The sequence below is a fragment of the Pseudomonas sp. MAG733B genome, assembly GCF_036884845.1.
Classification (GTDB): Bacteria; Pseudomonadota; Gammaproteobacteria; order Pseudomonadales; family Pseudomonadaceae; genus Aquipseudomonas.
Genome location: NZ_CP145732.1, coordinates 5,306,970 through 5,329,634 on the forward strand (window position 1 = coordinate 5,306,970; position 22,665 = coordinate 5,329,634).

Below are 22,665 nucleotides of genomic sequence, written 5' to 3' on the forward strand. Positions count from 1 at the left end.
CTGCTCGCGATGGTCGTCAACGATGACGCTGTCAATCAGACACCCCGCGTAATCGTTGTCCTCCATCGCGAGCAGGCTCGCTCCTACAGGGGAACTGCGTCGATTTTTATAAGGAAACCCGCGTGACTGCCAAGCCGCACAGCGCCCTGATATCCCCGCTGCAAACCGCCCGCCATTTGGCGGCGGAGTTTGCCTTGACCGCCGTCGAGCGCGACGAACGTGGCGGCACACCCAAGGCCGAGCGCGACGCCCTGCGCCACAGCGGCCTGCTCGCCTTGGGCATTCCCACCCAGTTCGGCGGCCTCGGCGCCAGTTGGAGTGAAACCCTGACCGTTGTGCGCGAGTTCGCCAAGGTCGACAGTTCGATTGCCCATGTATTCGGCTTCCATCACCTGATGCTTGCCACCGTGCGCCTGTTCGCCCGGCCGGAACAATGGCAGCCGTGGTTTGAACAGACCGCGCGCAAGAACTGGTTCTGGGGCAACGCCCTCAACCCGCTCGACACCCGCACCGTGGTGAAAAAACTCGGCGGCTGGCGTGAGTTTTCCGGCAAGAAAAGTTTCTGCTCCGGCGCCAGCGATTCGGAAATGCTGATCGCCTCGGCGGTGGACGAAAGTGCCGGCGGCAAGCTGTTGATCGCCGCAATCCCCAGCGGTCGCAGCGGCATCACCCTGCACAACGACTGGAACAACATGGGCCAGCGCCAGACCGACAGCGGTAGTGCCACGTTCGAACGGGTACGGGTCGAAGAGTCGGAACTGCTGCTCGATCCGGGTCCGTTGAGTACACCGTTCGCCTGCCTGCGCCCGCTGATCGCCCAGCTCACGTTCACCCATATGTTCCTCGGTATCGCCGAAGGCGCCTTCGAAGAAGCGCGGCAATACACGCTGACCGAAACCCGGCCGTGGCATAAATCCACCGCTCAGGATGTGTCCCAGGACCCTTATGTGCTCGGCCACTACGGCGAATTCTGGGTAGCCCTCGAAGGCGTGCGACTGCTGGTGGAACGGGCCGCCGAACTGCTCGACAAAGCCTGGGCCAAAGGCCCGAACCTCAGCGCCGACGAGCGCGGGCACCTGGCTACCGCGATCGCCACGGCCAAGGTCGCGGCCACGCGCAATGGCCTTGAGTTGTGTAGCCGCCTGTTCGAAGTGACCGGCGCGCGCTCGACCCACGCCTCACTGCGACTGGACCGCCACTGGCGCAACCTGCGTACGCAAACTCTGCATGACCCGGTGGATTACAAACTCCATGAGCTGGGTGATTGGGCGCTGAACCAGGCCCTGCCAATTCCGACTTTCTATTCATAGCTTTCCAATCAAGGAGCGTGCCCCATGCAACTGCTGACCTTACCGCCCTCGCCCGCTCTGGCCACGTCGATCCGCGCCACAGCCCAGGTATTCGAAGACCCGAAATCCCAGGCCTTGCTCGCGCATCTGCAACAGGTCGCGCCGAGCGAAGCGAGTGTGCTGATCATTGGTGAAACCGGCACCGGCAAAGAGCTGGTGGCGCGACATATCCACAACCTCAGCGCCCGCCGCAACCGGCCGTTCGTGGCGGTGAACTGTGGCGCGTTCTCCGAATCCCTGGTCGAGGCCGAGTTGTTCGGCCATGAAAAAGGCGCGTTTACCGGCGCGTTGAGCGCCAAGGCCGGCTGGTTCGAGGAGGCCGACGGCGGCACCTTGTTCCTCGATGAAATCGGCGATTTGCCGATGGCGATCCAGGTCAAGTTGCTGCGTGTGTTGCAGGAACGCGAAGTGGTGCGCCTGGGCTCGCGCAAGAGCATTCCCATCGATGTGCGGGTACTCGCGGCGACCAACGTGCAACTGGAAAAAGCCATCAACGCCGGGCATTTCCGCGAAGACCTGTATTACCGGCTCGACGTAGTCAGCCTGGAACTCAGCCCGCTGCGTGACCGGCCGGGCGACATCCTGCCGCTGACCCGTCACTTCATCGACGCCTACAGCCAGCGCCTCGGCTACGGCAGCATCACCATCAGTAAAGAAGCCGAGCTCAAACTGCGCAGCTACAGTTGGCCGGGCAATATCCGCGAGCTGGAAAACGTCATTCACCACACGCTGTTGATTTGCCGCAACGGTGTGATCGAACGCGATGACCTGCGCCTGTCGAACATGCGCATCGAGCGTCAGGACGACTATCACGCGCAAGTCGACGACTCCGCCGAAGCGCTGTTGGATCGGGCCTTTCAAAAGCTTTTCGAACAACAGGCCGGTGCGTTGCACGAGAAAGTTGAAGATGCGTTGCTGCGCGCCGCCTATCGCTTCAGCCATTACAACCAGGTGCACACCGCCGCGCTGCTGGGGCTGAGCCGCAACGTCACGCGCACACGCCTGATCAAGATCGGCGAGCTGGCAGTGAACAAACGCCGGCCTACGGAAAACGTGCAGGGCGAGCGGTTGATGCAGCTGTCGATTTAACCCATCGAGCCTGACTCGAAATAGGTGGCGCGGCCATCGCGGGCAAGCCTTGCTCCTACAGGATCTGTGTCGTTTGCACTCTTCTCAAACGACCCGAAACCTGTAGGAGCAAGGCTTGCCCGCGATGGCGTCCTCAAGGTCAACCGAGAATCAGAACCCCGGCGCAATCTGCCCTTTGTAACGGGTCAAGATGAACTGTCGCACTTCATCGGAGTTCAACGCCTTGGCCAGTTTCTGCAAACCCGGGTCGTTGATGTTATCGGGACGCGCTACGAGGAACTCGATGTACAGGCTCTTGCCCTTCTCGACGATCAGCGCACTGTTGGTGTCGATCCCGGCTTCCAGCGCGTAGTTGGCGAACACAAATGCCAGGTCCACCTGACTGACCGAACGCGCCAGCAGCGCCCCTTCCAGCTCACGGATTTTCAGGTGCTTGGGGTTTTCGACGATGTCGCGTTGGGTCGCCAGTGTGTTGCTCGGGTCCTTGAGTTTGATCAAACCCGCTTCATGCAGCAGCACCAACGCACGACCGGTGTTCACCGGGTCGTTGGGGATCGACACGGTCGCGCCATCCTTCAGCTCGGAGATGTTTTTGATTTTGGTCGAGTAAGCGCCGAACGGTTCGATGTGCACGCCGACCACCGGCACCAGATCGGTGTGGCGGGTCTTGTTGTAGTCATCGAGAAATGGCCGGTACTGGTAATAGTTGGCGTCGAGATTTTTCAACGCCAACTGCTGGTTGGGCTGGATGAAATCGGTGAACACCTTGATGTCCAGGTCCACGCCTTCCTTGGCCAACGTCGGTTTGACGAATTCAAGGATTTCCGCGTGCGGCACCGGGGTGGCGCCGACCGTGAGTTTTTCATTGGCGTGAACGCTCAACGAAATCAGTGCAGCCAAAACGGCCAGGGTCTTTTTCATGGGTTGCTCCAAGGCAGATCAAGTGGCCGTCGTGGGGCGGACGTGGGGCCGGTTTTTTTTGGTTTAGAACTGAATGTTTATCGGTGGCTGTAACGCGCTACCAGTCGGTCGCCGCTCATTTGCAGGGCCTGGACCAGGATCAACAACAGCACCACCGTGACCACCATCACGTCGGTCTGGAAGCGCTGATAGCCGAAGCGGATCGCCAGGTCACCCAGCCCGCCGCCGCCAATCACGCCGGCCATCGCCGTGTAATCGACCAGCACGATCGCGGTCACCGTCACCGCCGCCAGCAACCCTCCCCGGGCTTCAGGCAGCAAGGTGTAGCGGATGATTTGCCAAGTGTTGGCGCCCATCGCCTGGGTCGCTTCCACCACGCCGCGATCGACTTCGCGCAGCGCGGTTTCCACCAGCCGCGCGAAGAACGGCGTGCAGCCCACCACCAGCGGCGGAATGGTGCCCGGCACACCCAGCGAGGTGCCCACCAGCAGCGTGGTCAGGGGAATCAGCACAATCAGCAAAATGATGAACGGCAGCGAACGCAGCATGTTGACGATCACCGACAACACCCGGTAAATCCCGACGGCTTCATGCAACTGGCGCTTGCCGGTGAGGAACAGCAACACGCCCAGCGGCAATCCCAGCAGCACGGTAAAACCGAGGGCCGCGCTGAGCATGCTCAGCGTGTCGAGGCACGCCTGGCCGATGTCGGCCCAATAAATGTTCTTGAACAATTCGGCCATGATCACGACCAGTCATGACGCGGCGGTTTCACGCCGTTGAGCAGCCAGTTGCCGACCACGTGGTATTTCCAGCGCACCGGGTCGTGCAGGGTGTGGACCCGGGCGTTGCGCCAGTGGCGGTCGAAGTTGTGCTTGCGCAACGTGGAACGGGTGCCGCCGAGTTCGAACAGTTTGTTGGTCGCTTCGATGGCGATTTCGGTGGTCAGCACTTTGGCCTTGGCCACGGCCAGGGACGCGCGGGCAACGTTGTCTTCATCCGGTGCCGGACGCGCCGCATCCAGTGCATGACCGGCCCGCTCCAACAAGGCTTCGGCGGCTTCCAGTCGAATCTCCAGGCCGCCGACCTGAATGATGGTCAGCGGATCTTCGCTGGCTTTTTCCACACCCGCATCGATCCACGGCCGGGCGAATTGCTGAACGAAAGCGATGGTGTCGCGCAGGGCCGCGCGGGCAATGCCGGCGTCAATGGCGGCGGTGGTCAATTGGGCGAACGGTCCGGCCAGGGTCGGGCTTTCATAGGAGCGCCAGGTCGGGAACAGATTGAACGCCGCGACGTGCAGATCCTCGGCCAAAACGGTGCCGCTGGACGTGGTGCGCTGGCCGATGCTGTCCCAGTCATCGACGATCACCAGCCCTTGCGTGCCGCGCTCGACGAAGGCCAACTGGCCCTTCTGCTCTTCGTCCAGCGCCAGCACCGCCAGCCAGTGCGCATACAGCGAACCGGTGCAGTAGCCTTTGCGGCCGTTGATCACATGACCGTCGCCGTAACGGCGGATGGTGGTCTGAATGTCCTGCACGTTCTTGCCACCGGTCTCCGACAAGGCGTTGGCGAAGCGGTGACCTTGCAAGGCCAGCTCAAAGAAATGCGCCTGCTGCTCCGGCGTGCCTTGCAGGCGAATGTCTTCCAGCAGGCAGTAATGGTTTTGCGGAATCTGTCCCAGGGATGGATCAGCCGCCGAGATGATCGCGATGACCTGCGCCAGCACCGCAGAGGAGACCTGCGCGCCACCGAACGCTTTGGGCACGGTGATGCCCCACAGGCCGCTGTTGGAAAACAGATCGACGATCTCGGCGGGCACCTGGCGTGAACGGTCGCGCTCGGCGTCCTGCTCCAGCAGGATCCCGGCGACACGCTCGGCCACTTGCAGAGCTTCGGCTCCGTCAGCGATCCGGTGGGCTGACGGACGGTTGATCGGATAAACGGCTGATTCGGGCAAGGCAGGCATACAAGACTCTCGGTATCGGTAATACCTGAGTGATTGCAGCTTCTGTGCCTGACTGCGCGGGCTAGTGTTTACGGGGGTTTCGGCGGTGTTTCGAGGGTTTGATGATGCTCAGGCCAGACAATCTGTTGCTTCACTGTTGATGGCTGAACAGCGCACGCCTGTCGGCAGCCGTGTTGTTATTTGTGAACTTGAAACATGCTGAAGATCAAATCTAAAGATCATAGCCTTCGGCAGCTCCTACACTGGTTGGTCCTGCTTGAAAGCAGTGAATTCACAACAAGAACAGGGAGAAACCATCATGAGCGTTAAACCCATTCCAGAGGGTTATCACAGCATCACCCCGTACCTGGGCATCGCAAAAGCCGGCGAAGCCATCGAGTTCTACAAAAAAGCCTTCGGCGCCATCGAAGTCATGCGCCTGTCCATGCCCGACGGTGGTATCGGTCACGCCGAACTGCGCATCGGCGACTGCCCGATCATGCTCGGCACACCGTGCGATCAAGGGCCGTTAAGCAATCCGGACAACTCGCCTTCGGTCGGTCTGCATTTGTATGTGACCGATGTGGACAAGTCTTACAAACAGGCGATTGCGGCAGGTGGCACCGTGGTGTCGGAGGTCAAGGATCAGTTTTATGGCGACCGTTCCGGGACTTTGAAGGATCCGTATGGACATCTGTGGTTTTTGGCCACGCGGAAAGAGGATCTGACTCAGGAGCAGATTGAGCAGCGGGCCAAGGAGATGTTTCAGCAGGGTTGAGATCTTCAGGTTTGATAAACCGCCATCGCGAGCAGGCTCGCTCCTACAGTTGATGGCGGTCTATCAAACACACTTCATGAACAATCACACCACACTTCACGCCTTGCCCTCACGCCGCAACACTTTCAGGATGCAGCTAATCAGAACAAGGAGGCACTCATGTTTGCCGGATTCCTGAAAGACCAGCGCCGCGTCAACGGTGTGGATATCGCCTACCGCATCGGCGGCAGCGGGCCGGGCCTGTTGTTGCTGCACGGTCACCCGCAGACCCACATCATCTGGCACAAGGTCGCCGAACAACTGGCCGAGCATTTCACCGTGGTTGCCGCCGACCTGCGCGGTTACGGCGACAGCGGCAAACCGCCCGCCGATGATCTCCACGCGCATTACTCCAAACGGGAAATGGCCAAGGACAACGTCGAGTTGATGAAGGCCCTGGGGTTCGACCGTTTCTCGGTGCTGGCCCACGACCGTGGCGCCCGCGTCGCCCATCGCCTGGCGCTGGACCATGCCGATGCCGTGCAACGCATGGTGTTGCTCGATATCGCGCCAACCCTGGCGATGTATTCGCAAACCAACGAAGCCTTTGCCCGTGCGTACTGGCACTGGTTCTTCCTGATCCGCCCCGCACCGTTGCCGGAAACCCTGATCGACGCCGATCCCGAGGCTTATCTGCGCAGTGTGATGGGCAGTCGCAGTGCCGGACTCAAACCGTTCACCGAGCAAGCCTTTGGCGAATACCTGCGATGCCTGAAACTGCCGGGCGCCGCCCGTGGCATCTGTGAGGATTACCGGGCCAGCGCCAGCATCGATCTGCAACATGACCGCGCCGACATCGATGCCGGTCATCATCTGAACCTGCCGTTGCTGGTTTTATGGGGCGCCGAAGGCACGGTCGGGCGCTGTTTCGAGCCGCTCAAGGAATGGCAGCAAGTCGCCACCGATGTCCGTGGCAAAGCGTTGCCCGCCGGGCATTACATCGCCGAAGAAGCCCCTGAACTGCTGCTTGCCGAAGCGCTGGGTTTCCTGCGCTGATCACGGCGCCGCGCAGTCCGGCATCGGCCTGCGCGGAACACGAAACATTTTCTTTCATATCGCCCTTCGGGATTTCGGATGCTCATCCGTCCTATATAGATGCAGTCCTTTCGCGTAGGCAAAAGCCACGACTGGACTTTTATCGACCTCATCGCTGCGAAGCCCGTAGTAGAGGCCTTTTCATCGATATAAGACGCCCTGACCATGTCGAAGAAATCCCGCTCTAAACTCTGGTTCCTGGTTCATAGCTGGCTGGCGCTGCCCATCTGGTTTTTCGTCCTGATCGTCTGCGTGACCGGCACATTGGCAGTAGTCAGCCAGGAAATCGTCTGGCTGGCCAACCCGCAAATGCGCGCCAGCCAGCCGTCGGACGATGCGCCGCGGCTCAATTACGACCAGATCCTCTCCGCCATCAAGAAGGCCGAGCCCGACATCATTGTCGACAGCATCAGCCGTCCCGACGAATCGCACTTTGCGCTGGATGTCAGCGTCACCTACCCCGACGGGCGTGCGCTGACGGTCTACGTCAACCCGTATACCGGCGCCATTCAAGGCCCCGCTCCGCAATTCAACTTCCAGGCATTCACCCGCGCGCTGCATGGCTGGTGGCTGGTGCCGTTCACCAACGGCTACAGCTGGGGCTGGTATCTGGTGTCGTTCCTCAGCCTGCCGCTGCTGGCCTCGCTGGTGACCGGGCTGGTGGTGTACAAGCGTTTCTGGAAAGGTTTCCTGCGCCCGACCCTGCGCATTCGCCATGGCGCACGGATTTTCTGGGGTGATTTCCACCGTCTCAGCGGCATCTGGTCGATCTGGTTCATCGCGGTGATTTCCATCACCAGCACCTGGTTCCTGATTCAGGCCTTCATGTTCGACAATCAGATCACCATCTCCACCGCGCCGGTAGCTGCCGTAGTCCCGCGTGAAAGCGTGCCGCTCACCGTCGATGGTTCAGCGGCGCCGATGATCAGCCTGGAAGCTGCGATCCGCGAAGCCAAGGAACGCATTCCCGGCCTCGACGAGAGTTTTGTCAGCATGCCGGCCAACGCCTACAGCTACCTGTCGGTGGGTGGGCGCAGTTGGTATCCGCTGATGTTCCAGACCGCGGACATCAACCCGTACACCGGTGACGTTGCCGCCACGCGCTTGCTATCGGACCGCTCGGGCCTGGAGTTCGTAACCGAGTCCATGCGTCCGCTGCACACCGGTGATTTCGGCGGTATCTGGATCAAGCTGATCTGGTTCTTCTTCGGCCTGCTGCTGAGCATGATGGTGCTCAGCGGTCTGTTGATCTGGACCAAGCGCACTGCCCTGGCGACGGCCAACGCCCTCAAGCGCAGCAACAAACGCCCTCGTAACGAGAATGTCCCGGCGACCAGCCATGAAACCACGGAGGTCAGCCAATGAGCCTGTTCGCTGCGGAGAAACCGGGGTCAAAACTGAGCCGTTTCTGGCACAAATGGCGTTTCCACATCAACGTTCTGCTGTTGCTGGTGCCGCTGGGCTTCATGCCCAAGTACTTCGCCGATGCCGCGCTGTTCCGTGGCGATACCGGGTTGGGCGAGCGGGAAATCGGCGAAGTGCAGGTCGGCCCGTGGAGCGTGCGCCTGGCCGAGTTGCGCAATGAAGCACCGCGCCTCGATGGCCCCGCCGGCTACATGAAAAGCTTCAACGCCGCGCTGTGCAACAGCTGCCGCGAGCAGGTCAAGGCGACTTACCTGCGCATCGGCAAGCCGCGCAGCCTGCGCGCCGCCGGGGTGATTTTCTTCGGCACGCCGTACCGCATGGGCGCCATGTTGCCGATCCCGGAAAAAACCAAAGCCGACGCCGAACTGTGGATAACCATGGAAGGCTGGGACGGTTCCATGCATCAGGCATCCGTTCCTCTGAGCCAGGCCTCCCCCGCCACTCTCGCCTGGTTGACCACTCAAGGAGGCAAACCATGATCAACGTTATCCGCCCTCTCAGCGCCGCGGTGCTGGTGCTCTGCGCCGCTTTCAGCACCAGCGCCCTGGCCCACAACCCGATGTGCGAATGCAAGGCCATCGACTCCGAGCAGATAAAGTGCACCGGCGGTTTCTCCGACGGCAGCGGCGCACCGGGCGTGACCCTGGATGTGATCGGCTACGACGAAACCATCCTGGTGCCGGGCAAGCTCGGCGCCGACTCGACCCTGACTTTCAAGAAGCCCGGCGCCGAGTTTTATGTGCTGTTCGACGCAGGCCCCGGCCACGTGGTCGAAATCGACCAAGCGGACATTGAAGCCCCATGAGTACGCCAACCACGCAAGTCGTCCGCCCGGCCGGTGCCGGCCATGAAACCCTTTACGTATTCCTGTTGTGCCTGATGATCCTGGCGGTGGCCGGTTCGGTGGTCGCCTGGCGCGGCGAGTCTCAGGAAGTGAGCAGCGTCAACAGCCATCAACTGGATGCTCGTCGCGACCTCAGCGCTTCCGAGCAAGGCATCTACGCCGATTTGCGCGTGACGCTGGACGAGATTCACCTGCTGCGCCAGGAACAGCAAACCCTGCCGACACCAGCAACCCTCGCCGATGAAGGCTTTGCGCCGTTTGCCCAGGACGCCAGTTCCGTCAGCCGTGGCGCTCATGCCTGGCAGTTGCTCGACACCAAGGCTTACTTCGGCCAGAGCCACACCACCAGCGTGGCCGGCTCGTTCCTGATGCGTTTGACCGCAGAAGATGACGCCCCGGACATCTGGCTCAACCGCGCCACTGACCTTAAGGCCCCGGCCGACCTCAGCGATGCCGCGCTCGAAAGTGCTGGCTGGCAGCAGATCGTCGCGCAATTCGATGCCGGCGTGACCCGCCAGCACCGACACTGAACCCTCGCCTTCACCCGAGAGAAGACCGCTTTCCCATGCCTATTTCATCTCTACGCTCTGTTCTGCGCCTGACACTGGTCGGCCTGCTGGCCTGCCTGCTGACACCCCTGGCCAGCGCCGACGAGGCCAAGCGCCTGCGCATCGGCATCACCCTGCACCCTTATTACAGCTACGTAGCCAACATCGTCGGCGACAAGGCCGAAGTGGTGCCGCTGATTCCGGCCGGTTTCAACCCACATGCCTACGAACCTCGGGCCGAGGACATCAAGCGCATCAGCGGCCTGGACGTGATCGTGCTCAATGGCGTCGGGCATGACGACTTTGCCGACCGCATGATCGCCGCCAGCGAAACCCCGAACGTGCCGGTCATCGAAGCCAACGAAAACGTGCCGCTGCTGGCCGCCACCGGCGTTGCTGCACGCGGCGCCGGCAAGGTGGTGAACCCGCACACCTTCCTGTCGATCAGCGCCTCGATTGCCCAGGTCAACAACATTGCCCGTGAGCTGGGCAAACTCGACCCGGCCAACGCTAAGACTTACACCGAGAACGCCCGCGCCTACGGCAAACGCCTGCGCAAGATGCGCGCCGACGCCCTGGCCAAACTGACCGAGGCACCGAACGCCGAGCTGCGGGTGGCCACGGTGCACGCCGCCTACGACTACTTGCTGCGCGAATTCGGCCTGGAAGTGACAGCCGTGGTCGAACCGGCCCACGGCATCGAGCCGAGCCCGAGCCAGTTGAAAAAAACCATCGACCAACTGCGAGAACTGGACGTGAAGGTGATCTTCTCGGAGATGGATTTCCCGTCCACCTACGTCGACACCATCCAGCGTGAATCCGGGGTGAAGCTGTATCCGCTGTCGCACATTTCCTACGGCGAATACACCGCCGACAAGTACGAAAAGGAAATGACCGGCAACCTCAACACGGTGGTCCGGGCGATTCAGGAGTCGGGCAAATGACCTCGAAAGAAACCATCCTGGCCGATGCAGAATCCCCTGTGGGAGCGAGCTTGCTCGCGAAGGCGTCCGGTCAGTCAGCAGCATCGTCAACTGACACACCGCAATCGCGAGCAGGCTCGCTCCTACAGGTTTCGGGGCCGACGCTGGATTTTGCGGAGGTCAGCCTGACCCTTGGGCGCACGACGATCCTCGACAAGGTCACCTTTGAGGTTCAACCCGGCAGCGTGCACGCACTGGTCGGCCCCAACGGTGGTGGCAAGAGTTCGCTGATCAAGACCTTGCTCGGTCAGATGCCGCATCAGGGCCGCCTGAGCCTGCAATGGCCGGGCGAACCGGGGACGATCGGCTACGTGCCGCAAGCCCTGGAGTTCGATCGCGGCTTGCCGATGACCGTCGACGATTTCATGGCCGCCATGTGCCAGCGACGCCCGGCATTCCTCGGTTTGAGCAAGCACTACGCGGCGGCAATCGGCGACGCGCTGGAACGGGTCGGCATGCAAGACAAGCGCAAGCGGCGCATGGGTGCGCTGTCCGGCGGCGAGCGTCAGCGGGTGTTGTTGGCGCAAGGGTTGATTCCAGCACCGCAATTGCTGGTGCTGGACGAGCCGATGTCGGCCCTCGATGAAGCCGGGATTCGGGTGTTCGAGCGTTTGCTCGGCGACTGGCGCGCAGCAGGCATAACCGTGCTGTGGATCGAGCACGATCTGGAAGCCGTCGGGCGTCTGGCCGATCACGTTACCGGCCTCAATCGCCGGGTGCTGTTCGACGCCACGCCGAAACTGGCATTGACCCCGGATCGCCTGCTGACCCTGTTTTCGACCCATCCACGGAGCGCTGCCTGATGAGTTACGAAGCCTTTCGTTTGATGGTCCAAGGCTGGGCCTCTGCGGGTTATCTGCCTGAAGCGCTGGCGTATGGATTTGTGGTCAACGCGCTGCTCGCAGGGTTGTTGATCGGTCCGGTGCTGGGCGGTTTGGGCACGCTGGTGGTGGTCAAGCGCTTCGCGTTTTTCTCCGAAGCGGTGGGTCACGCAGCGCTGACCGGCGTCGCCATCGGCATCCTGCTCGGTGAACCCTACACCGGCCCTTATGGCAGCCTGTTCGGTTACTGCCTGTTGTTCGGCATCCTGCTCAACTACCTGCGCAACCGCACCGGCCTGGCGCCGGACACTTTGATCGGCGTGTTCCTCTCGGTGTCCCTGGCACTGGGTGCGAGTCTGCTGCTGATTCTGGCGGGCAAGATCAACGTGCACATTCTGGAAAACGTGCTGTTCGGTTCGGTGCTGACGGTCAACGGCAATGACCTGCTGGTGCTGGCCATCGTCGGCTCGCTGGTGATGGCCCTGGCCTTGCCGCTGTACAACCGCATCATGCTCGCCAGTTTCAACCCGCAACTGGCGGCGGTGCGCGGCGTGGCGGTGAAGTCGCTGGATTATCTGTTCGTGATTCTGGTGACGCTGATCACCGTTGCCGCGGTGAAAGTGATCGGCGCGATCCTGGTCGGTGCGCTGCTGGTGATTCCGGCCGCAGCGGCGCGTTTGCTCAGCCAATCGTTGAAAGGCTTTTTCTGGTGCTCGGTAGCGATCGCCACGATCAGCACGCTGTGCGGCATTCTCGCGCCGATCGTCTTCGACCTGCCGATTCCGTCCGGTGCCGCGATCATTCTGGTGGCCGGTATCGCCTTCGCCCTGTCCGCCATCGCGCGCGGCGTCGTCCCCAGCCTGAAAGGGAACCTTGGATAAATGACTTTTTCTCTACGCCAATTGACCCTGGCGGTCGCCCTGTGCGGGCTGGCCACAACGTCCTTCGCCGCTGACAACAGCAAGCCGCTGCGTGTGCTGGCCTCGTTGCCGATCACCTACGGCTTGGGCGAAGTCCTGCTCAAAGGCACCGACGTCAAACTGGAACGCGCCGCGCCGGACAACCTGCCCGGCAGCCGTCAGACCGCCTACTTCACCGGCCGAGGCGCCCCGGCGCTGGCCAAACTGGCGACCGACGCCGACGCGGTGATCGGCTTGCGTTCGCTGTGGCCGGATGATCCGCTGTACCCGATCTCGCGGCGCAGCAACATCCGCATCATCGAAGTCGACGCAGCCCGCCCGGTGGACGGTGCCCTGCCCGGCATCGCCGTGCAGCCTGACAACAAGGTCGACGGCTTGAACAGTCAACCGTGGCTCGCCAGCAACAACATGGGGCGAATGGCGGACGTGATGGCGGCGGACCTGGTGCGCCTGGCGCCCACGGCCAAGCCTGCGATCGAGGCCAATCTGGCGACGTTGAAACAGCGTTTGCTCAAGCTCAGTGCTGACAGCGAGGCGCGTCTGGCTGCTGCCGACAACCTTAGCGTGATGAGCCTAAGCGATCACTTCGGCTATCTGATTGGCGGTCTCAATCTTGAGCTGGTTGGCCTGGACGCAAGACCGGATGCCGAGTGGACGCCTGAAGCGCTGAAGGCATTGGCTGCGACGCTCAAAGACAATGACGTGGCCGTGGTGCTGCACCATCGCCAGCCTTCAGATGCGGTAAAAGCGGTGATCGCTGAGGCCGGGAGTCGGTTGGTGGTGTTAAGTGTCGACGCGGCTGATCCGGTGGCCGAGTTGGAGGGGGATGTGGATTTGGTGATCAAGGGGTTGAGTGGCTGATCACCGCAGCCCCCTGTGGGAGCCAGCCTGCTGGCGATGACGATGTAGGAGCTGCCGAAGGCTCGGGCCGCGTTCGGACGATCTTTTGATCTTGCTTTGAAAAAAAATCAAAAGATCGCAGCCTCGTTGCACTCGACAGCTCCTACAGGGATTACCCGCTACAAAAAGCCCGCTGACCGTCACCAGTCCAGCGGGCTTTTTTAGCGCAGATGTTTAGTGAGCAACAGCCTGCTCATCCATCTTCTGGCGCAAGCTCAGCGGACGCATGTCAGTCCAGGTTTCCTCGATATACGCCAGGCATTCCTTCTTCAGTCCGCTCTTGCCCACGGTGCGCCAGCCTTCCGGCACGGCCTTGTAGTCGGGCCAGATCGAGTATTGCTCTTCGTGGTTGACCACGACCTGAAAGAGGATGTCCTCGCGGTCGAATACTGACGTCATGCTGTCTCTCCATCACTGTAGGGTGGGCTGCACGCAACGTGCAGCCGCTATGTAGAAGGAACGTTCCAGGGCCTGGAAAATTTACAGGCCGGTGGTCGCGGCGGCCAACGCCCGGCCGAAAATCTCGGCGACGTGGTCGATTTCTGCGGCGGTAATCACCAGCGGCGGCAGGAAACGCACCACCGCGCCGTGACGGCCACCGAGTTCCAGGATCAAGCCACGCTTGAGGCATTCGCGCTGCACCAGCGGCGCCAGACGCGCAAACGCTGGCGGATGCCCCTGAGCGTCCAGTGCGCCAGTCGGGTCGACCAGTTCGACACCGAGCATCAGACCGCGACCGCGAATGTCGCCCAGTTGCGGGAAATCCCGCTGCAGGATGCGCAGGTGTTCGCTCAAGCGCTCGCCCATGGCGGCGGCGTGTTCGCAGACCTTGTGCTCGACCAGATAACGCATCACCGCCGAACCGGCAGCCATGGCCATCTGATTGCCGCGGAAGGTCCCGGCATGGGCGCCCGGCAGCCAGGTGTCGAGCCAGTCGCGATAGACCACCACCGCCAGCGGCAGGCTGCCGCCGATAGCCTTGGACATCACCACCACGTCCGGAATGATCCCGGCATGCTCGAAGGCAAACATCTTGCCGGTGCGGGCGAAACCGCTCTGGATCTCGTCAACGATCAGCGCCACGCCGGCCTTTTCGGTGATCCGGCGCAAACCGCGCAACCAGTCCAGGTCCGCCGGGATCACCCCGCCCTCGCCCTGCACCACTTCCACGATCACCGCTGCCGGCAGTTGCACACCGGCTTCGGGATCGTTGAGCAGGTTTTCCAGATAATTCAGGTTGGCCTTGACCCCTTGCGCGCCGCCCAATCCGAACGGGCAACGATAATCGTAGGGATACGGCATGAACTGCACGCCGCTGCTGAGCAAAGCGCCCAAGGGTTTTTTCGGCCCCAGGCTGCCCATCAGGCTGAGCGCGCCCTGGCTCATGCCGTGATAACCGCCCTGGAACGACACCACGGTGCTGCGGCCGGTGGCGGTGCGCACCAGTTTCAGCGCGGCTTCGACGGCATCGGTGCCGGTCGGGCCGCAGAACTGGATCTTGGCTTCTGCGGCCAGTGCTGGCGGCAACAGGCCGAACAGATCCTGAACGAACTGATCCTTGACTGGCGTCGTCAGGTCCAGGGTGTGCAGCGGCAATTCGTCAGCCAGCACTTGCTGAATGGCTTCGATCACCACCGGATGGTTGTGCCCCAGGGCCAGGGTGCCGGCGCCGGCCAGGCAGTCGATGAACGTGCGACCTTCAACGTCTTCGACATGAATGCCCTTGGCACGCTTGAGCGCCAGGGGAATGCGTCGCGGATAGCTGCGAGCATTGGATTCCTGCCGGCTCTGACGGGCCAGCAACGGCGATTCATTGAACTGATACAGCGTCTCGGTCGGGGCGACCCGGGCCGGCTGATCTTCGATAAGGCTGGTAGCGACTGACATCTCTCGACCCCTCAATAAGGTTTTCCTGTTCTGGAAACGCATCAGGGGCTCGGCGATTTAGACCTCAGGCAAGGCTTTGTGCATGGGGATGGCATGAAGTCCCGCCACCGCGAATGTTTCTGCGCACACCCGATAACCCAGTCGCCGATAAAAGGCTTCACCGGTGCGGGTGCTGTTGAGTCGGGACTGGCGCAAACCCTGGTTGATCAGCCAGCCCTCAAGATCATGCACCAGCGCTTGCCCGGCACCCCGGCGAAACCATTCCGGCTGCACGTAACAGAACGCCACTTTGCCGCTGACCGAAGCCATGGCGACACCCACCGGTTTGTCCTGCAACAGGGCGATGTTGAGGTACAACCGTTGGTCGTTGAGCCAGGGCAGAATGTGTTCGACGGTGTTGTTGTGGGTCCAGGCGGCAACGGTTTGCGGATCGTTGCGGTGGTCGAGCGCACAGCCGACGCGAATGGAGCGCTCGATGATGCGGCTGATGATACCGGCGTCGGCCGGGGTTGCCTTGCAGGTGTGTACGGATGCTTCCATGACGCGGTCACCTCAATCCATGAGTGTGAGGAACGATAGTCGTGGGCGGTCCGGGCGGCCAATGGAGAGAAGTTACAGATGATGTGCGACGTGGCTTTATGTAGGAGCTGCCGAACGCGGCCCGAGCCTTCGGCTGCTCCTACAGGGTTTGTGGTGTTTGTCAGATCGGTTGCAACGGCATGGTCAGTTCAACCCGCAACCCGTCCGGCCGGCTGTCGAAATGCAGCGTGCAACCACAGCGCTGGACGATGGCCTGCACAATCGCCAACCCGAGGCCGCAACCGGTGCTCTGGCCGTTGCGCCAGAAGCGTTGGGTCAAATGTTGCAGGTCATCTTCGGCAATGCCCGGCCCGTGATCGCGCACCACGAACTGCACGCGGTTGCCGGTAGTTTGCAGGCTCAGCTCCACCGGACCCTCGCCGGGTGTATGGCGCAAGGCGTTATCCAGCAAGTTGCGCAGCGCGGCAATCGACAGCACGGCAGGCATTTTGACCGGTGCCTGAGACACCTGAGTCGGCGGTTGAAACTTGATGCGCTGGCGATCACCGCCGGCCGTATCCTGAATCGCCAGTTTCGCCACTTGCTCGGCGCTGCATTGCACGCCATCGTCGAACGACAGACTGCCCTCGACCCGCGCCAGCAACAGCAATTGCTCAAGGGTCCGGTGCAAGCGATCGGCACCCTCTTCGGCCCGGGCCAGGGATTGATCCCGGGCCGCGCCATCGGTCATGCGCGCCACTTGCAGGTGGGTCTTGATCGCGGTCAGCGGACTGCGCAATTCGTGGGCGGCGTCACCGGTCAGCCGACGTTCGCGCTCGATGGTCTTGCCGATGCGCTGGAACAACTGGTTTTGCGTTTCAAGCAACGGTTGCAATTCGCTGGGCAACGGCTGAACCTGCAAGGGCTCCAGCGAGTCGGGACTGCGACGCATCAAGGCATCGCGCATGCGATTGAGCGGCGCCAGCCCCTGGCCAATCCCCAGCCACAGCAGGCACAGACAACCGAGCAACGCCACACCTACCGGCACCGAAGCGGCCAGCAGGATCGACATGTTCAACGCCTCACGCTCGATTTGCCGATCCGCCGTGGTGATGCGCAAATCGCCCCGGGCCAAGGTGAAACTGCGCCACGGCGCGCCGTCGATCATCTGATCGTGGAAACCCATTTTCTCGGCTTCCAGGGTTTGCCCCGGATCGCTGTGGCTACGGGCGAGAATTTCCCCGCGCAACGAGCTGACCTGACACGCCATGCCCCCGGGAATGTTCAACTGTTCGGCGCTGAAATGCGTGCCCTCGCCCTTGTTCGGCAACGGCGGCAGTTGCTCCATCAACCCGGCGACCATCCGCGCCGACGCCACCAGGCGCTGGTCGAGGGAAAACATCATTTGGTTGCGCAGGTCGCTGAGCATCCAGGCCGCAGCCAGCGCCCAGATCAGCGCAAACGCGGCGCCGAGCGTCAGGCTCAGGCGCAAACGCAAACTCATCACTTCGATTGTTCTCCGCCATCAGCCGGTCCCAGGCGATAGCCCAGGCCGCGCACGGTCTCGACAATGCCGTTGCCGAGTTTGCGCCGCAGGTGATGGATGTGGACGTTGAGGGCGTTGCTCTCCAATTCGTCGTTGAAACCGTAGACGCTGTCCTTGAGCTGCTCAGTGGACAGCACCCGGCCTCGGTTGTGCAGCAGCGCCTGTAGCAGCGATTGCTCGCGGCGCGAGAGGTCGACCGGCTGACCGGCGAGCGTGGTTTCGCGGCTGCTCGGGTCGTAAGTCAAAGCGCCATGTTCGATCAGGTTGACGCTGCGCCCCGCCACCCGTCGCAGCAGGGTGTGCAGGCGCGCGGCAAGTTCACGCAGGTCGAAAGGCTTGAGCAGATAGTCGTCGGCACCGGCCTGCAAACCGTCGACGCGGTCGGTCACCGAGTCCCGGGCCGTGAGGATCAGCACCGGCAGTTCCAGTCCGTTATGGCGCAACTGCTGCAACAACTTGAGGCCATCTTCGTCGGGCAAGCCGAGGTCGAGCACCATCACGTCGAACTCCGCCACCTTGAGCATCGCCCGCGCAGCAGACGCCGTGGCCACATGTTCCACGGTCAGACCTTGGGCGGTCAGGCCGGCGACGATGCCGCTGGCGATCAACTCATCGTCTTCACAAACCAGTACGTGCATGGAGAGCCTCGTGTAAATAATGCTGATTAGGCCGCTGACCGATTAAGCGGACATTATGCCGCAAGCGCCACTGCAACAAGGCCGCCACGGTTAATCATCGGTTAATCGCCGCCGCCCATTGTGCAGCTCACTTGCAAAGGATAAGGCTTTTCCATGCGTCAGCTGTTTCTACTCGTCGCCCTGCTGTTCTCCAGCCTGACCCAGGCCGGAAGCAATCCGTTCGAGACCAAACCCGATTTTCTGCCCGTCGACAAAGCGTTCGTATTCACCTCCGAACGCCTGGAATCCGGTGAAACCCAGCTCTTTTGGCAGATTGCCGACGGCTATTACCTGTATCAGAAACGGCTGAAATTCGACGGTTTGCCTGCCGATCAGCATCCGGCATTGCCGGAAGGCGAATCCCACAGCGACGAGTTTTTCGGTGAACAGCAGGTTTATCGTCAAGGCCTGGAACTGAAGATTCCCGCCGGTGCCAGCGGTAAGGTCAACGTGAGTTATCAGGGCTGTGCCGACGCCGGTTTGTGTTATCCACCGCAAACCAAAGTCGTAGATCTGGGCAGCGCCACTGCGGCCGGCACGACGAATGAAGCGCCCGACCAAGCCCTGGCCAGCAACCTGCAACAACGTGCGCTGGGCTGGAGCTTGTTGGTGTTCTTCGGTCTTGGCCTGTTGCTGGCCTTCACACCTTGCTCGTTGCCGATGTTGCCGATTCTGGCCGGATTGATTGTTGGCAGCGGTGCTTCGCCCAAACGCGGTTTGGCGCTGGCCGGCAGTTACGTGGTGAGCATGGCGCTGGTGTATGCGGCGATGGGCGTGTTGGCGGCTTCCCTGGGGGCGAACCTGCAAGCCTGGTTGCAAAACCCTTGGCTGCTGGGCAGCTTCGCCGCAGTTTTCGTGCTGCTGGCGTTGCCGATGTTCGGCTTCTTCGAGTTGCAATTGCCGGTGGCCGTGCGTGATCGCCTGGAAAACGTCTCGCGCAATCAGCGCGGCGGCAGCCTGATCGGTGCCGGTGTGCTGGGCGCCTTGTCCGGTCTGCTGGTCGGTCCGTGCATGACCGCACCGCTGGCCGGCGCCCTGCTCTACATCGCGCAGAGTGGTAACGCGTTGCATGGCGGGCTGATCCTGTTCGCCATGGGCATCGGCATCGGTGTGCCGCTGCTGTTGCTGGTGACCGTCGGCAATCGCTTCATGCCCAAACCTGGCGCCTGGATGAACCTGGTCAAAGGTATTTTCGGTTTCCTGTTCCTCGCCACCGCGTTGCTGATGCTGCGTCCGGTGCTGGATGAATCATTGTGGATCGGCTTGTGCGGCGCGTTGCTGCTGATCGCGGCCTACAGCGCCTGGAAGCAATCGGACGGTTTTGGTCGCGTGGCGCATCTGTTCGGTGCCACGTCGTTGCTGCTCGGTTTGTGGGGCAGTCTGTTGATGATCGGCGCGGCGGGCGGTAGTGATGATCTGTTCAAGCCGTTGCAGGTTTACCGCGCGTCAAACACGGCGGTTGCGGCTGTCCCGGTCGGTCACGACGCCTTCACCACCATCAAGGACCCGCAAGCACTGCAACGGGAACTCGATGCAGCACAAGCGCAGGGCCAGTGGGTGTTGCTGGACTACTACGCCGACTGGTGCGTGTCATGCAAAGTCATGGAAAAACAGGTGTTCGGCAAAACCAAAGTGCTCGAAGCCTTGAGCGATGTGCGCTTGCTCCGACTGGACGTCACCGCCGACAATGCCGCCAGCCGTGAACTGCTCGGCCGTTACAAAGTGCCGGGGCCACCGAGCCTGTTGTGGATCGGTGCCGACGGCGTCGAGCGCCGCAGCCAGCGCATCACCGGTGAGGTCGATGCCGACACGTTCCTGCAACGCTGGACCACCACCCGAGACGCCCGTTAATGCTGACTTTTACCCTCGGCACCTTTGCCATCGCGCTTAACCATCTGCTGCTGATCAGTGCATTGGCACTGGCGACGTTCGTCGGTTGGCGGGTGGCCAAGCGCGGGGGCGAGAACCCCGAGTCGGTGCTGTTCAGCCTGTTCCTGATCGGCATGCTCGCGGCGCGGATCGGTTTCGTCGCCGTTTACTGGAGCCACTATCGCAGTGATCCCTGGCAGGTCATCGACCTGCGCGACGGCGGTTTCCTCGCCTGGCCGGGGGTGATCGCGCTGGTGCTCGCCACCGTGTACCGCGGCTGGCGCCGCCCGGGTCTGCGTCGTCCGCTGGGCTTTGGCGTGGCCAGCGGCCTGGCGTTCTGGCTGCTGGCAACGTTCTCACTGAGTATTTATGAGCAAGGCACGCGCCTGCCGGAAATCACCCTGCGCAATGCGGCCGGTGAAACCGTGCAACTGGCCGACTACAAAGGCGGCCCGCTGGTGATCAATCTGTGGGCCACTTGGTGTCCGCCGTGTCGCCGGGAAATGCCGGTGCTGGAAAACGCCCAACAACAACGTCCCGACCTGACCTTCCTGTTCGTCAATCAGGCCGAAAGCATGCAAAGCGTCGCCACGTTTCTGGAAACCCAGGGCCTGAGCCTGTCCAACGTGCTGTTCGACGGCGGTGGTCGTTTGGGCCAGGCCGTCGGTTCCATGGCATTGCCGACTACGCTGTTCTATAGCCCCGACGGTCGCCTGCTGGGCAGCCATCTGGGCGAACTGTCGCAAGCCAGCCTGGCCCGCGCCCTGGAAAATTTCGACAACGTACCTGCCACCTCTTCAAGGAAACTGCCATGCCCCGCCTCCGCCACCTGCTGACCCTGAGCCTGGGTGCCGCCCTGCTGCACCTGCCATCGGTGCAGGCCGAAGAGTTGCCCGAGGCGATCAAGAAGATCGAAGCCAAAGGCGCGAAGATCGTCGGTCAATTCGACGCCCCGGATGGTTTGCGCGGTTACGCGGCGCAATACCAGAACCGTGGCATGGCGCTGTACCTGACGCCGGACGGCAAGCACGTGCTGCTGGGTAGTCTGTACGATGCCGAAGGCAACGACCTAAGCAGCGCGCCGTTGCAAAAACTGGTGTACGCGCCGATGGCCAAGGAAGTCTGGGCCAAGATGGAAGCGAGCAACTGGATCGCCGACGGCAACAAGGATGCACCGCGCATCGTCTACATGTTCAGCGATCCGAACTGCCCTTACTGCAACATGTTCTGGGAGCAGGCGCGGCCATGGGTCAAGGCCGGCAAGGTGCAACTGCGCCACATCATGGTCGGCATCATCCGCGAAGACAGCCCCGGCAAGTCCGCTGCCCTGCTCGCCGCCAAGGATCCGCAGAAAGCCCTGCAAGACCACGAAGCGGCCGGCAAGGGCAGCTCGCTCAAGGCCTTGAAAGATGTGCCGCCAGCGATCCAGGCGAAACTCGCAGCCAACATGCAGTTGATGGAAGACCTTGAGTTGCAAGCCACCCCGGCGATTTTCTATATGGACAGCAAGGGTGAGCTGCAACAGCAGCAAGGCGCGCCTTCGCCGGACAAGTTGGCGAAGATTCTCGGGCCGAAGTGATTTCATTGACCTCATCACGAGCAAGCTCGCTCCCCCAGGGATATGCGATTACCTGTGGGAGCGAGCTTGCTCGCGATGGCGTCGGCAGGTTCGATTAATTTCTCTCGGCTAAAAACCTCAGCAGTTCGGCAGTGACAAACCCCGGATTCTCCAGATTGGAAATATGCCCCGCCTCCGGCACCAGCACGCACTCGCAACCGATCAACTCCGCCATTTCATGGGCCTCCGATGGTGGCCGCGGCTTGTCCTGATCGCCGCACAACACCAGCGTGTTCGCCGCATCCAACTCGCCCAATCGCGGCAACAGATCATCCCGTCCAAAGGTAATCCGCCCCATCGGCACGATGCTTTCGCGCAAGCGCTCCGGTGGTAATGCAGCCAGTTTGGCGCGGAAGTCCTGATACAGCGCCGACTGCGGATCGATGCCCGGCCGGAAGAAAATCGGCACCACGATGTCCAGCAATTGCGGCGCGATCACACCGGTTTGCTCAATCATGTCGAACAACGAGAAATAGTACTGGCGGGTTGGCTCCGGTTCGACGCCGACGTAGGTGTCCATCAGCACCAACCCGTTGAGCCGCTGCGGTGCCGACAACGCCAGACGCACGCCCCACATGCCGCCGACCGACAGTCCGACCAATGTGACGCGATCGACATCCAGATGATCGAGCAGCGCCAATGCCTGACGCGCCACATCGTCCAGCGAAGTCGTGCCTGCGGGCAACGGCCCGGATTCACCGTGGCCCCACAAGTCCAGGGCGATCACCCGGTACTGCTGCGACAACGCGGCAATCTGTGGCGCCCACATGGCCTGGTCCCACAGGTAACTGCCGGCCAGCAGGACGGCCGGGCCGCTGCCTTGGTCGATGTAGTGGAGGGATTGTCCATCTATCGTTGCGAAGGGCATTGACTGTCTACTCGCCAAAAATGAAATGCCAAGACTGAGCCGTGCGCCAACGGCCGTCAATCATCCAAACGTTTCAGCCTT

General features: G+C 61.8%; 24 protein-coding genes. 15 read left to right on the forward strand and 9 right to left on the reverse strand.

Going from position 1 to position 22,665, the window contains the following annotated elements:
- The first annotated feature begins 122 nt into the window (after positions 1–122).
- Positions 123–1,310 carry an acyl-CoA dehydrogenase family protein gene (locus V6Z53_RS24170; RefSeq protein ID WP_338582151.1) on the forward strand — a complete coding sequence of 396 codons (1,188 nt, stop codon included), beginning with the start codon at positions 123–125 and terminating at the stop codon, positions 1,308–1,310.
- A gap of 24 nt (positions 1,311–1,334) precedes the next feature.
- Positions 1,335–2,438: a sigma-54 dependent transcriptional regulator gene (locus V6Z53_RS24175; protein WP_338582152.1), complete on the forward strand. Its 1,104-nt coding sequence runs from the start codon at positions 1,335–1,337 to the stop codon at positions 2,436–2,438.
- A 150-nt stretch (positions 2,439–2,588) separates the two neighbouring features.
- Here the strand turns inward: V6Z53_RS24175 and V6Z53_RS24180 are convergent, their stop codons facing one another.
- The 3 genes from V6Z53_RS24180 to V6Z53_RS24190 form a co-directional block, all read right to left on the reverse strand.
- Positions 2,589–3,359 (reverse strand): MetQ/NlpA family ABC transporter substrate-binding protein, encoded by a 771-nt coding sequence (locus V6Z53_RS24180; RefSeq protein ID WP_338582153.1) that lies wholly within the window; start codon positions 3,357–3,359, stop codon positions 2,589–2,591.
- 77 nt (positions 3,360–3,436) lie between these two features.
- The gene (locus tag V6Z53_RS24185) at positions 3,437–4,102 is read right to left on the reverse strand and encodes a methionine ABC transporter permease (RefSeq protein WP_338582154.1); all 666 of its coding nucleotides are present in this window, start codon (positions 4,100–4,102) and stop codon (positions 3,437–3,439) included.
- 2 nt (positions 4,103–4,104) lie between these two features.
- A complete protein-coding gene (locus V6Z53_RS24190; RefSeq protein WP_338582155.1) occupies positions 4,105–5,328 on the reverse strand; it encodes an SfnB family sulfur acquisition oxidoreductase in 1,224 nt (407 codons plus the stop codon).
- 298 nt (positions 5,329–5,626) lie between these two features.
- Here V6Z53_RS24190 and V6Z53_RS24195 point away from each other — a divergent pair, with 298 nt between their 5' ends.
- The 10 genes from V6Z53_RS24195 to V6Z53_RS24240 all read left to right on the forward strand — a co-directional run bounded on the left by V6Z53_RS24195 (position 5,627) and on the right by V6Z53_RS24240 (position 13,561).
- Positions 5,627–6,085: a VOC family protein gene (locus V6Z53_RS24195; RefSeq protein WP_338582156.1), complete on the forward strand. Its 459-nt coding sequence runs from the start codon at positions 5,627–5,629 to the stop codon at positions 6,083–6,085.
- A 159-nt stretch (positions 6,086–6,244) separates the two neighbouring features.
- Complete coding sequence (locus tag V6Z53_RS24200) at positions 6,245–7,120, forward strand: alpha/beta fold hydrolase (protein WP_338582157.1); 876 nt, start codon at positions 6,245–6,247, stop codon at positions 7,118–7,120.
- Between the two features lie 204 nt (positions 7,121–7,324).
- Complete coding sequence (locus tag V6Z53_RS24205; protein WP_338582158.1) at positions 7,325–8,524, forward strand: PepSY domain-containing protein; 1,200 nt, start codon at positions 7,325–7,327, stop codon at positions 8,522–8,524.
- Positions 8,521–9,063: a thiamine pyrophosphate-binding protein gene (locus V6Z53_RS24210; protein ID WP_338582159.1), complete on the forward strand. Its 543-nt coding sequence runs from the start codon at positions 8,521–8,523 to the stop codon at positions 9,061–9,063. The genes V6Z53_RS24205 and V6Z53_RS24210 overlap by 4 nt, the downstream gene beginning before the upstream one ends.
- Positions 9,060–9,389 (forward strand): hypothetical protein, encoded by a 330-nt coding sequence (locus V6Z53_RS24215; protein ID WP_338582160.1) that lies wholly within the window; start codon positions 9,060–9,062, stop codon positions 9,387–9,389. The genes V6Z53_RS24210 and V6Z53_RS24215 overlap by 4 nt, the downstream gene beginning before the upstream one ends.
- On the forward strand, positions 9,386–9,958 hold the full coding sequence (locus V6Z53_RS24220; RefSeq protein ID WP_338582161.1) for a DUF6162 family protein: 573 nt from the start codon (positions 9,386–9,388) through the stop codon (positions 9,956–9,958). Before V6Z53_RS24215 ends, V6Z53_RS24220 begins: the two co-directional genes overlap by 4 nt.
- A 35-nt stretch (positions 9,959–9,993) precedes the next feature.
- A complete protein-coding gene (locus V6Z53_RS24225; RefSeq protein ID WP_338582162.1) occupies positions 9,994–10,920 on the forward strand; it encodes a metal ABC transporter substrate-binding protein in 927 nt (308 codons plus the stop codon).
- A complete protein-coding gene (locus tag V6Z53_RS24230; protein WP_338582163.1) occupies positions 10,917–11,762 on the forward strand; it encodes a metal ABC transporter ATP-binding protein in 846 nt (281 codons plus the stop codon). Before V6Z53_RS24225 ends, V6Z53_RS24230 begins: the two co-directional genes overlap by 4 nt.
- Complete coding sequence (locus V6Z53_RS24235) at positions 11,762–12,661, forward strand: metal ABC transporter permease (RefSeq protein ID WP_338582164.1); 900 nt, start codon at positions 11,762–11,764, stop codon at positions 12,659–12,661. The genes V6Z53_RS24230 and V6Z53_RS24235 overlap by 1 nt, the downstream gene beginning before the upstream one ends.
- Positions 12,662–13,561, forward strand: coding sequence for a zinc ABC transporter substrate-binding protein (locus V6Z53_RS24240; RefSeq protein WP_338582165.1), 900 nt, complete (start codon positions 12,662–12,664; stop codon positions 13,559–13,561).
- 213 nt (positions 13,562–13,774) lie between these two features.
- On the opposite strand, the gene V6Z53_RS24245 is transcribed toward V6Z53_RS24240, so the two are convergent.
- The 5 genes from V6Z53_RS24245 to V6Z53_RS24265 all read right to left on the reverse strand — a co-directional run bounded on the left by V6Z53_RS24245 (position 13,775) and on the right by V6Z53_RS24265 (position 18,190).
- Complete coding sequence (locus V6Z53_RS24245; RefSeq protein ID WP_150703736.1) at positions 13,775–13,999, reverse strand: MbtH family protein; 225 nt, start codon at positions 13,997–13,999, stop codon at positions 13,775–13,777.
- An 81-nt stretch (positions 14,000–14,080) separates the two neighbouring features.
- Positions 14,081–15,487, reverse strand: coding sequence for an aspartate aminotransferase family protein (locus V6Z53_RS24250; RefSeq protein WP_338582166.1), 1,407 nt, complete (start codon positions 15,485–15,487; stop codon positions 14,081–14,083).
- A gap of 57 nt (positions 15,488–15,544) precedes the next feature.
- Entirely contained in the window at positions 15,545–16,027 is a 483-nt protein-coding gene (locus V6Z53_RS24255; RefSeq protein WP_338582167.1) for a GNAT family N-acetyltransferase, read from the reverse strand.
- A gap of 160 nt (positions 16,028–16,187) precedes the next feature.
- Positions 16,188–17,513, reverse strand: a complete 1,326-nt coding sequence (locus V6Z53_RS24260; RefSeq protein WP_338582168.1) for an ATP-binding protein — start codon at positions 17,511–17,513, stop codon at positions 16,188–16,190.
- Entirely contained in the window at positions 17,510–18,190 is a 681-nt protein-coding gene (locus V6Z53_RS24265; protein WP_095196723.1) for a response regulator, read from the reverse strand. Before V6Z53_RS24265 ends, V6Z53_RS24260 begins: the two co-directional genes overlap by 4 nt.
- Positions 18,191–18,343: 153 nt before the next feature.
- Here V6Z53_RS24265 and dsbD point away from each other — a divergent pair, with 153 nt between their 5' ends.
- From dsbD to dsbG, 3 genes are read left to right on the forward strand one after another with little or no spacing between them, the layout of a single operon-like run.
- Positions 18,344–20,080, forward strand: coding sequence for a protein-disulfide reductase DsbD (dsbD, locus tag V6Z53_RS24270; RefSeq protein WP_338582169.1), 1,737 nt, complete (start codon positions 18,344–18,346; stop codon positions 20,078–20,080).
- Positions 20,080–20,934: a TlpA disulfide reductase family protein gene (locus V6Z53_RS24275; protein WP_338582170.1), complete on the forward strand. Its 855-nt coding sequence runs from the start codon at positions 20,080–20,082 to the stop codon at positions 20,932–20,934. Before dsbD ends, V6Z53_RS24275 begins: the two co-directional genes overlap by 1 nt.
- Entirely contained in the window at positions 20,910–21,677 is a 768-nt protein-coding gene (gene dsbG / locus V6Z53_RS24280; protein WP_338582171.1) for a thiol:disulfide interchange protein DsbG, read from the forward strand. Before V6Z53_RS24275 ends, dsbG begins: the two co-directional genes overlap by 25 nt.
- Before the next feature lie 94 nt (positions 21,678–21,771).
- Here the strand turns inward: dsbG and V6Z53_RS24285 are convergent, their stop codons facing one another.
- A complete protein-coding gene (locus V6Z53_RS24285; RefSeq protein ID WP_338582172.1) occupies positions 21,772–22,584 on the reverse strand; it encodes an alpha/beta fold hydrolase in 813 nt (270 codons plus the stop codon).
- Positions 22,585–22,665 lie beyond the last annotated feature (81 nt).